At 35.1% G+C, this 9599-nt stretch carries 10 protein-coding genes and 6 tRNA genes; 13 read left to right on the top strand and 3 right to left on the bottom strand.

All coding sequences use genetic code 11. The features are described from left to right. Positions 1–164 precede the first annotated feature (164 nt). The gene (locus ABD814_RS07790; RefSeq protein ID WP_344911936.1) at positions 165–866 is read left to right on the top strand and encodes a transglycosylase SLT domain-containing protein; all 702 of its coding nucleotides are present in this window, start codon (positions 165–167) and stop codon (positions 864–866) included. A gap of 23 nt (positions 867–889) precedes the next feature. Here ABD814_RS07790 and ABD814_RS07785 read toward each other — a convergent pair whose 3' ends face one another. After that, positions 890–1132: a hypothetical protein gene (locus ABD814_RS07785; RefSeq protein WP_344911934.1), complete on the bottom strand. Its 243-nt coding sequence runs from the start codon at positions 1130–1132 to the stop codon at positions 890–892. Between the two features lie 134 nt (positions 1133–1266). On the opposite strand from ABD814_RS07785, the gene ABD814_RS07780 reads away from it, so the two are divergent. From ABD814_RS07780 to ABD814_RS07730, 11 genes are all read left to right on the top strand, one after another. Beyond that, a complete protein-coding gene (locus tag ABD814_RS07780; RefSeq protein WP_344911933.1) occupies positions 1267–1923 on the top strand; it encodes an NfeD family protein in 657 nt (218 codons plus the stop codon). Positions 1924–2130: 207 nt separating this feature from the next. Further along, positions 2131–3777, top strand: coding sequence for a Na/Pi cotransporter family protein (locus tag ABD814_RS07775; protein ID WP_344911931.1), 1647 nt, complete (start codon positions 2131–2133; stop codon positions 3775–3777). Between the two features lie 160 nt (positions 3778–3937). Further along, positions 3938–4012, top strand: a tRNA-Asn gene (locus tag ABD814_RS07770). A 6-nt stretch (positions 4013–4018) separates the two neighbouring features. Then, a tRNA-Met gene (locus ABD814_RS07765) sits at positions 4019–4095 on the top strand. A 19-nt stretch (positions 4096–4114) separates the two neighbouring features. Further along, a tRNA-His gene (locus tag ABD814_RS07760) sits at positions 4115–4190 on the top strand. A 7-nt stretch (positions 4191–4197) separates the two neighbouring features. Further along, positions 4198–4274: transfer RNA gene (locus ABD814_RS07755), tRNA-Ile, on the top strand. A 14-nt stretch (positions 4275–4288) separates the two neighbouring features. Beyond that, positions 4289–4381: transfer RNA gene (locus ABD814_RS07750), tRNA-Ser, on the top strand. 20 nt (positions 4382–4401) lie between these two features. Then, positions 4402–4474: transfer RNA gene (locus tag ABD814_RS07745), tRNA-Phe, on the top strand. Positions 4475–4606: 132 nt separating this feature from the next. Beyond that, positions 4607–5170 carry a TraR/DksA family transcriptional regulator gene (locus tag ABD814_RS07740; protein WP_344911930.1) on the top strand — a complete coding sequence of 188 codons (564 nt, stop codon included), beginning with the start codon at positions 4607–4609 and terminating at the stop codon, positions 5168–5170. A gap of 147 nt (positions 5171–5317) precedes the next feature. Continuing rightward, positions 5318–5929, top strand: coding sequence for a superoxide dismutase (locus tag ABD814_RS07735; RefSeq protein ID WP_344911928.1), 612 nt, complete (start codon positions 5318–5320; stop codon positions 5927–5929). A 122-nt stretch (positions 5930–6051) separates the two neighbouring features. Continuing rightward, positions 6052–8175 carry a peptidoglycan D,D-transpeptidase FtsI family protein gene (locus ABD814_RS07730; RefSeq protein WP_344911927.1) on the top strand — a complete coding sequence of 708 codons (2124 nt, stop codon included), beginning with the start codon at positions 6052–6054 and terminating at the stop codon, positions 8173–8175. A gap of 56 nt (positions 8176–8231) precedes the next feature. Here the strand turns inward: ABD814_RS07730 and ABD814_RS07725 are convergent, their stop codons facing one another. Both ABD814_RS07725 and ABD814_RS07720 read right to left on the bottom strand, forming a co-directional pair. Beyond that, positions 8232–8759: a hypothetical protein gene (locus ABD814_RS07725; RefSeq protein WP_344911925.1), complete on the bottom strand. Its 528-nt coding sequence runs from the start codon at positions 8757–8759 to the stop codon at positions 8232–8234. Positions 8760–8775: 16 nt separating this feature from the next. Beyond that, a complete protein-coding gene (locus ABD814_RS07720; protein WP_344911923.1) occupies positions 8776–9114 on the bottom strand; it encodes a hypothetical protein in 339 nt (112 codons plus the stop codon). Positions 9115–9328: 214 nt separating this feature from the next. Here ABD814_RS07720 and rpmG point away from each other — a divergent pair, with 214 nt between their 5' ends. After that, positions 9329–9478, top strand: a complete 150-nt coding sequence (rpmG, locus tag ABD814_RS07715) for a 50S ribosomal protein L33 (RefSeq protein WP_344911922.1) — start codon at positions 9329–9331, stop codon at positions 9476–9478. Positions 9479–9599 lie beyond the last annotated feature (121 nt).

Here is a 9599-nt window from a genome sequence, read left to right as displayed (position 1 = left end):
ACCAGATGGTAAAATTTAACTCACAGTTTGAGCAAGTAATATGCATTTAAATAAATTTACTCTTCATAGCTATAAAAAGTGCTTAATAGTTGCATTTTTTGAAAAGATACTTTAGCATATCCATTTGTAACGTAAAGCTGTTACCAGAAAGGATGTCATTAGATATGAAAAAGACAATAATTATTTTTTGTCTTTCAATTTTATCTGCTACTGGAGTTTTGTTTATCCAACAAAACCTACAAGAAAAACAAACAAAAATGGAAGCATTAATAGCAGAAAACCGGATCTTAGTTGCTGAAAATAAACATTTAAAAGCAACAACAACATATGACGTTGAGTTGATAAATACAGGTGAGGATTATAAGCATTGGGCTTATGTTGAAGAAATTGCTGAACAAATGGTTAAAGATAGTGATGAACGTTTTAAGAAAACATGGGCGATTTATTTAGTTAATGAAGCAACACAATATGAGATTGATCCATTTTTAATTTATGAATTGTTAAAAGTAGAAACAGGTCATACATTTGATCCAGATTTGATTGGACCAGAAACAAGGTATGGTCATGCTTATGGAATGTCACAATTCATGAAGAATACAGCTCCATGGATTGCTGATATGGCGGACTTACCCTATAGTGATGAGTTACTTTTTGACCCTTATTACTCAATGAAATTAGCAATTGTGTATTTAGACTTTCTCCATCATAAGTATGATGATTGGGATCAAGCTTTAACTGCTTATAATCGAGGAATGACAGGAATGGAAAACTACATGAAAAACAATGGTACAGCAAAAAGCCAATACGCTCAAACGATTCAAACAAAAGCAAAAAACCATCATACGGTCGCTGTAGCAGAAAGCTAAAGATGTCAATCTTTAGCTTTTTTTCATTCATATAGAGGAAACAAATAAATTCGATCGGCTTCTAATTGATAAATATCAGCTTTAGGATTAAGTGCTTGAAAATCACTGATGAATGTTTCGATGTTTATCAAGGTTTCTGGATTTAGTTTCTCTATAATCGATAAAAAGTGATCATTTGTCTTGGTTTGATAAGAAATAACTTGAAAATTTAAACTTTTATTATCATAATTAGAGTAGGAGGAGTGGTCAGTTGTAAATGTCGTCATAGAATCACCTCTATTTAGATCATGATATGCAGCGATGAATAATAGGATTATGAATAAACAAACGATCAACTTGAATTTGTTAGACATGGTTATCCTCCAATTTTAAAAACTTTCAGAGAGTGGGTGTTATAATAGTGGATATATTCTCACTATATTGGATCAGTTTCTTTATTATTGGTATTGGTACAATGTTACTAATCGGTGAACTATTAGTCAGAGCAAGAGGGCTATTTGCATTAATCGGTTTTTCATTAATCACACTCTATTTTTATGCGTATCTCGACACTTCTATGATTATAACGATGACGATTCTTTACTTCCTCGGTATTATTTTTATTTTTATTGATGGTGAATTTATCAATGATGGAACCCTCGCTGGTATCGGTGTGTTACTAATGATCATTTCAGTAGGTGTAAGTTCACCAAATTGGATTGTCGGCCTATACGCAATTATCGGTGTTGTTATTGGAGCTGTTAGTTCATTAGTCTGGCTCAAAGTTTTACCAAAAAGGAAAATGTGGACTAAAATAGCGTTGCTTGATCGATTAACTGATGAACAAGGATATAGTTCTGTGAATGTTGAGCACCAAAAGTTAATTGGTAAAACAGGAATTACCTTATCCAATTTACGACCAGTTGGTACAATTAAAATTGATGATAATAATTATAGTGCGATCTCAAATGGATATTGGATCGAAAAGGAAACCGAAATTATTGTTAAGCAAGTTGATGGAACACGTATATTAGTTGACACTTTGGACAAATCTAATGGTAAAGCAAGAGGAAGTTAATTTCCGCCCTTAATGATTCCCTAAAGACTCATTAAGGGTATTTTACTGCTAAAAAACACTATAATTTTACATAAAACATCGTTATGTTAAGATCATGTAAAGTTTTAGCGAAAACTCTTTACAAATGGTTAATAGATAATTAATAATAGACATTGGTGTGCATTCACACTTACATAGTAGAATTTATTTTTGAAGGGACGGACAAGCATGGAATTAGATGTTATGTCGATTGTTTTTGAGTTTTTTGGTGGACTAGGTATCTTTTTATTAGGGATTAAATTTATGGGTGACGGGCTACAAAAATCAGCAGGAGATCGATTGAAAGATATTTTAGATAAATTTACGAGCAATCCGATCTTAGGTGTAATTGCAGGTATGATTGTTTCCGTATTAATTCAATCGAGCTCGGGAACAACGGTATTAACGGTAGGTTTAGTTAGTGCGGGTTTTATGACTTTAAAACAATCAATTGGTGTGATTATGGGGGCTAATATTGGTACAACAATTACAGCTTTCATTATTGGAATTAAATTAGAAAATTATGCTTTACCGATACTTGCGGTCGGAGCTTTAATTATCTTTTTCTTTAAAAATCAAAAGATCGTTAATATTGGTGAAGCGATCTTTGGTTTTGGTGCACTTTTCTTTGGTTTGAAATTAATGGGTGACGGTCTTGCTCCTTTACAAGATGTACAGGCATTTCATGACTTAATGGTCGATATGTCAGATAAGTCTATTTTAGGTTTTCTAGTTGGAATGATCTTTACTTTTATCGTTCAGAGCTCTTCTGCAACGATCGGTATTTTACAAAATTTATTCGGTCAAGGTGCAATTGATTTAGATGGGGCCTTACCCGTCCTATTTGGTAACAACGTCGGAACGACAATCACGGCAGTGCTTGCATCAATTGGTGCAGCTGTTGCAGCTAGAAGGGCAGCATTAACGCACGTCATCTTTAATATTATTGGTTCAGTCATTATTATGATTTTATTAGTCCCTTACACAAACTTAATTGCTGCGATCCAAAACGCATTAGGGTTGAATGCTGAAATGACAATCGCATTTGCCCATGGTATCTTTAATATTGCAAACACGTTATTATTACTGCCATTCATTGGTGTCTTAGCCTTTATTGTAACGAAGTTAGTGCCTGGTGAAGAATCGTCATTAGGGATTGAACCAACACACTTAGATCCAATTTTTATTCAACAATCACCTTCAGTGGCGTTAGATCAGGCAAAAGAAGAAGTCGTTCAAATGGGTAAATATGCTTTACGTGGTTTAGAAGAAGCTGCTTTATTCTCAACAACTCACGACACGACCCATGCGAATAATGCTTTGCAATTTGAAAATACGATCAATCGAATGGATCAAGAAATTACTGATTATTTAATTGACCTTGCTGCTACACAGTTATCTGAATCGGATAGTGAAAAACACTCGGCTTTACTCGATAGTGTCCGTGATATCGAGCGGATTGGCGATCACTTTGAAAATGTTATTGAATTGATCCAATTTAAAGTTTCGAATAAGACAGTACTAACTGATCAAGCAAAAGAAGATTTAAAAGAAATGTTTGAAATTACTACTAAGGCTGTTGATTTAGCCATCCAATCTTTAGTTAACCGTGATCGACAAAAAGCATTAAAAGTGGTTGAATATGAAACACAGATTGACCAGATGGAAAAAACATTTAGAAAAAAACATATTATCCGATTAAACGAAGGGATCTGTTCACCGAACTCAGGTATGATCTATGTGGACATCATTAGTAACTTAGAGCGTATTGGTGACCACGCACTAAATATCGCAGAAGAAGTAATTGGAGAAAAAATTCCTGAAGCGATTCATTAAAAGTAAAGCACTCAGTGAGCTTGTCTTACTGAGTGCTACTATTTATCTAACTGCTAGATTTTAAAAATAATAAAAAACTATTGACTGATTTTTTTTATTATGATATATTAGTAATCGTCGCTGAAGTTCTTACATATATTTTGAGTGGCGATTTATTAGTTCCACAGTAGCTCAGTGGTAGAGCAATCGGCTGTTAACCGATCGGTCGTAGGTTCGAATCCTACCTGTGGAGCCAATTTATGGCGGCGTAGCTCAGCTGGCGAGAGCGTTCGGTTCATACCCGAAAGGTCGTGGGTTCGACTCCCTCCGCCGCTACCATTTTTAAAATGAAATAATGGCGATCGTGGTGAAGTGGTTAACACATCGGATTGTGGTTCCGACACGCGTGGGTTCGATCCCCACCGGTCGCCCCATTATTTAGGACCCTTAGCTCAGCTGGTTAGAGCTATCGGCTCATAACCGATCGGTCGCAGGTTCGAGTCCTGCAGGGTCCACCATATAAATATTACTCGGAGGAATACCCAAGCCCGGCTGAAGGGATCGGTCTTGAAAACCGACAGGGGCTTCACGGCCCGCGGGGGTTCGAATCCCTCTTCCTCCGCCATATTTTTTAAAACTAAATACGGCTCAATAGCTCAGCTGGTAGAGCAACGGATTGAAGCTCCGTGTGTCGGCGGTTCGACTCCGTCTTGAGCCACTCTAAAAAGCAAGTCATTCATTTGACTTGTTTTTTTATTTGCTTTAGTTGTGATTGCACCTTTTAATTATGTTTAAGTTATTTTAAATTAGGCAAAATAGATATATCACATAAAATTAGGAGTGACAAATTTTGCTGAAGGATAAAGACTTAAATAAATTAAGACGTGACCTAGAATCACGTGCAATAATTTTAAATAAAAAAATTGAACGAGATAAACAACGAGCGACAGAAGAAGAGTATTCAACTGAACTGTCTGATTATGATAATCATCCCGGTGATCAAGGTACTGAATTATTTGAACGCGAAAAAGATTTAGCAATTTCAGCTCATGAAGTAGCTGAGCTCAAAATGATCAATCACGCATTAGAACGAATTCAAAACGACCAATATGGCCGATGTGAAACATGTGGAGAAGAGATTGATCTCGAACGCCTTAAAGCCCGTCCTGAATCGAATCATTGCATAGCGCATGCTAAAAGCCTCAAATACTTTAATGAAGAAATGGATTACTCAATGAGTTCGTTGGAAATGGATGATACAGATAGTTGGAGCACTTTGGAAGGATATGGATCATCTGAAAGCCCGTCTGATTTTTCATCCGATCATGATGATTACAATCAACTTACTGAGAAACGAGAAGAGGACGAAGGAATGGATCAATATTCAGCACAGGATGATATTAAAAATATTTAATGTTTAATGATTAAAAAATGTGTGAATATACTATGTAATTACACTAAGCATAAATATTGCTAATAAATATGATCTTTGTTAAGGTGTAGTTAGAATGAAAGTGAACATTCTGTGAACTTTCACTTAAAATCCAAGGAGGCGTTATTAATGGGAAAATTTGAATTACCTGAATTACCGTACGCATATGATGCATTAGAACCACATATTGACAAGGAGACAATGAGTATTCACCATACGAAACACCACAATACTTATGTTTCTAATTTAAATGGTGCGCTTGAAGGCCATAGTGACTTGGAGAATAAATCATTAGATGAACTATTAAAAGATCTAGACAATTTACCCAAAGAAATCCAAACTGCTGTCAGAAATAATGGTGGAGGACATGCGAACCATAGTTTATTCTGGGAGTTAATGTCGCCTAACGGTGGTGGAAGTCCAAAAGGCAGCTTAGCTGAAGCAATCGATGTTAAATTTGGTAGCTTTGATCAGTTTAAAGAAGATTTTAAAGCAGCAGCTACTGGTCGATTTGGTTCGGGTTGGGCTTGGTTAGTTGTTGATAATGGCGAACTAGCGATTACAAGTACACCAAATCAGGACACACCAATAATGGAAGGCAAAACACCAATTCTAGGTGTAGACGTTTGGGAGCATGCTTACTACTTGAAATATCAAAACAAACGTCCAGATTATGTTTCAGCTTTCTGGAACGTCGTTAACTGGGATAAAGTTGCAGAACTTTATCAAGAGGCTAAGTAATAGAAGTAAAACCTGGGTCAATTTTTTGACTCAGGTTTTTTATATTTGTAAAATTCTTCTCGGATAACTTTATCAGAAACGATTAATCATGTTATAATGTTTAATGTAATTTAATGAGGGGAGTGAACGCTTTGACACATAAAAAGAAAAAACGAGGTCAAATACCATTACGTCTTAACGTATTATTTTTATTTGTGTTTATTTTATTTTCATTTTTAATCCTTCAATTAGGAGTTGTTCAAATCTTAAATGGAGAAGAAGCAAGAAAAAGGGTCAATGAAACAGAAAACACAACAGCATCAATCGCTGTACCACGGGGCTTAATTTATGATCAATTTGGGAAATTATTATTAGATAATGAGCCGGAGCGTTCAATCACTTATACACCTCCTAAAAATGGTGATTCTGCTGAGAAGCGACTAGAAATAGCGGAGAAGTTAGCAAAATTAATGATGATGGATGAAGACTTTGAATCACTAAAAGCGATGGTACGTGAACGTGATAAAAAAGAATACTGGTACTTATTTAACGTTAAAGAAGCAAATGACCGGCTAACTGATGAAGAAAAAGAATTAACTACAAGTGAGCAGTATCAAGCGATTTTAAATCATATTAAACCAGAAGATTATAATGAATTTGATTGGAATGATCGTGACTTATTGAATGTTGTTGCAATTAAAAAAGAATTGGATCAAGCTTTTGAGCTGTCACCACATACGATAAAAAATGAAAATGTGACAGAAGAAGAGTACGCATTGGTTTCAGAAAATTTAAATCAATTACCAGGAATCGATGCAAAAATCGATTGGAATCGTGTTAAACCATATGATCAAACATTTTCAAGTTTTATTGGTAACATTACGACATCAAATGAGGGAATCCCAAGAGAAAATCAAGATTACTATTTAACGATGGGATATAGTCGTAATGATCGAGTAGGAACTAGTGGCCTAGAGCAATACTATGAGAGTGTTTTATCAGGTCAAAAAGAAATCATTCAATATACAACAGATAATAATGGGAATATCTTAGGAACTGAAACCGTTAAACAAGGTAAAAGTGGGAATGATTTAATCTTAACAATTGATATCGAGTTTCAGAAAGAAGTTGATCAGATTGTTCGAGAAGAGCTGGAACAGTATATTAAAAGTAGCCCATATGAGAACAGGTATATGACTGATGCTCTCGTAGCAATGCTAGATCCGCAAACAGGTGATGTGATTGCATTAAGTGGTGCACATTATGATCGTGAAAATGATCAATTCGTTGATCAGGCGTATCGTGTCATCTATGATTCACACGTTCCAGGGTCGGTTGTTAAGGGGGCAACGATGTTAACAGGCTATGAAACGGGTGTCGTTTCACCTGGCACTGTTTTAGTCGATCGACCGATTAAAATTGCAGCAACTCCAAGGAAACAATCATGGCGAACAATGGGGCGTATCAATGATAAAACAGCAATTATTCAATCATCAAACGTTTACATGTTTGAGATTGCCTTAGGTATTTCCGGTGCGCAATATCGTGAAAATGAACCGCTAAGAGGCTTCAACTCTGAAGGTTTTCAAATTATGCGTAATTATTTTCATCAGTTTGGCTTAGGTAGCCGAACAGGAATTGATTTACCTTATGAAGCGACTGGTTTTGTTGGCAGTAATATTCAAGATGGTGGGCTATTGCTTGACTTTGCGATCGGACAATACGATAACTATACAACATTACAACTTGCTCAATATATTTCAACAATTGCTAATGACGGTTATCGTGTCAGTCCGCGGATTGTTAAAGAAATTCGTCAAGCGAATGGGAATAAAGATACACTTGGTCCAGTCATTGAAAGATTTAGTCCGAATGTGTTAAATCGTATTTCGATGGATGATCGATACATTGACACGATTCAAGATAGTTTAAGACGTGTTGCAACAGAAGGAACAGGTAGAGGGCACTGGGCAAATAATCAATATAACGTAGCTGTTAAGACAGGTACAGCACAAAATGTGTTTTTTGAAAATGGAATTAAACGAGAAACACACAATTTAACTCTAGTTGGTTATGCACCATATGAAGAACCTGAGATGGCGTTTGCAATCGTTGTTCCTCGAACAGGAAGAGGAACAGACCAAACAGGGATCCATCATAATATTGGTAATCGGATTGTCAATCGTTATTTTGAAAGAAAAGAAGAGCGAGAAGAAGCAGGAATTGATGAAACGGCGATAGAGGAAATGTCCGAAGCGGATGAATAAAGAGTAAAAAGAGTTCTACCTTTTCGTGAGGTAGAACTCTTTTTTAAATTAAATTACTAATTTTGTCTGGCGATTAATTCAACAATTTCTGCTAATGTCATGTCATGATTTAATTCAAATTCACCAATTTGAATGTTTGTTCCATAATTATTGTCAACTAGATACCTAGCAAGTTCGTTTCGATCAGCGATCATTTCATTAGCTACTAAGAATTCGGCGACTTGGGTGACAGTCATACCAGGCTCAATTGTTAAAATAAATGATTGATTAGAAGTTTGATCATTATTCCCAGTTTCAACTTGATCGACGTCAGTTGGATCTAAATCATCATCGTCTAAGTTAGAATCAAGTTGATCGCTGATTGTTTGATCATCTTCAAGTGTTGGTTCAGTTTCGTTTGTTTTGGTAGGGTCGGTTTTAAATATGTAAAAGCCGGCACTTTCAAGTGTCTCAATCATCTCTGATTCAGTCATTTCAATTTTTTCGATCACAATATCTTGTTCAGCAAGATAAAAATAATAAATGCCAATGATTAAAGTAGCGGTAAGTAGGCCGAGAGCATAAGTTCTTAAAAAATGTTTCATTTAAATCCCTCTTATTCTAATTTGTCAATTGTTTAATAAGTGATTCGATATCGTATTCACTCACTTTAGTAGCTTGGCTAATTTGAGCAACTGTGTAACCTTGTTGATAAAGAGATTCAACTTGCTTCTCTAGTGTAGATTTTGCCCCAGTTTGATTGCTAAAATCAAACTGACTAGGAAGCAATTCTTCTTCAAGAATTTTTATTTTCTTTTTCATTTGATAAGAATCTTGTAAATTAGATAATGATAACTGTTCAACTTGATTTTCTATATCTTTAAACCGATCATTTGTAAAAAATGATATAATGAACAAACTAATAGCTATGATAAGTAAACTAATAACAAGATAAAACATTCAACATCCCCCATTTCTTCTCTCTTATATTTATATCATATTTTGTCGATAAGGAAAATGTTTTCTCGAAATTTGATCAATCAATCGAGTGATTAAATTGAATTTTTTTCGCGGATTAATTGAAGTAATACTTGTCAATTTACGATATATTTGATACTATTATTAGGTCTGAATATGATTTATATTGATAGTTGAAAAGTTTGGAGGGATGAACATGAGAGAAAATATTACATTAGCTTGTACTGAAACGGGAGACCGTAACTATATTACGACAAAAAACAAACGTAATAATCCAGATCGAATTGAATTAATGAAGTATAGCCCACGGTTGAAAAAACATACACTTCATAGAGAAACTAAATAATTAATATTTACAACAAAGAATTTAACTCTTATCTGAAGTGATAAGAGTTTTTTGTTGTGTGCCCAGCATGGGTGCAGACTCTAGGGTGAAAGTCCCGAACAGTGAAGGCAGTAGTAGCTGT

It is taken from the genome of Amphibacillus indicireducens (genome assembly GCF_039539605.1).
Lineage (GTDB): Bacteria > Bacillota > Bacilli > Bacillales > Amphibacillaceae > Amphibacillus > Amphibacillus indicireducens.
The sequence above is the reverse complement of the archived record's forward strand: the minus strand, read 5'-3'. Positions and strand labels throughout refer to the sequence as shown.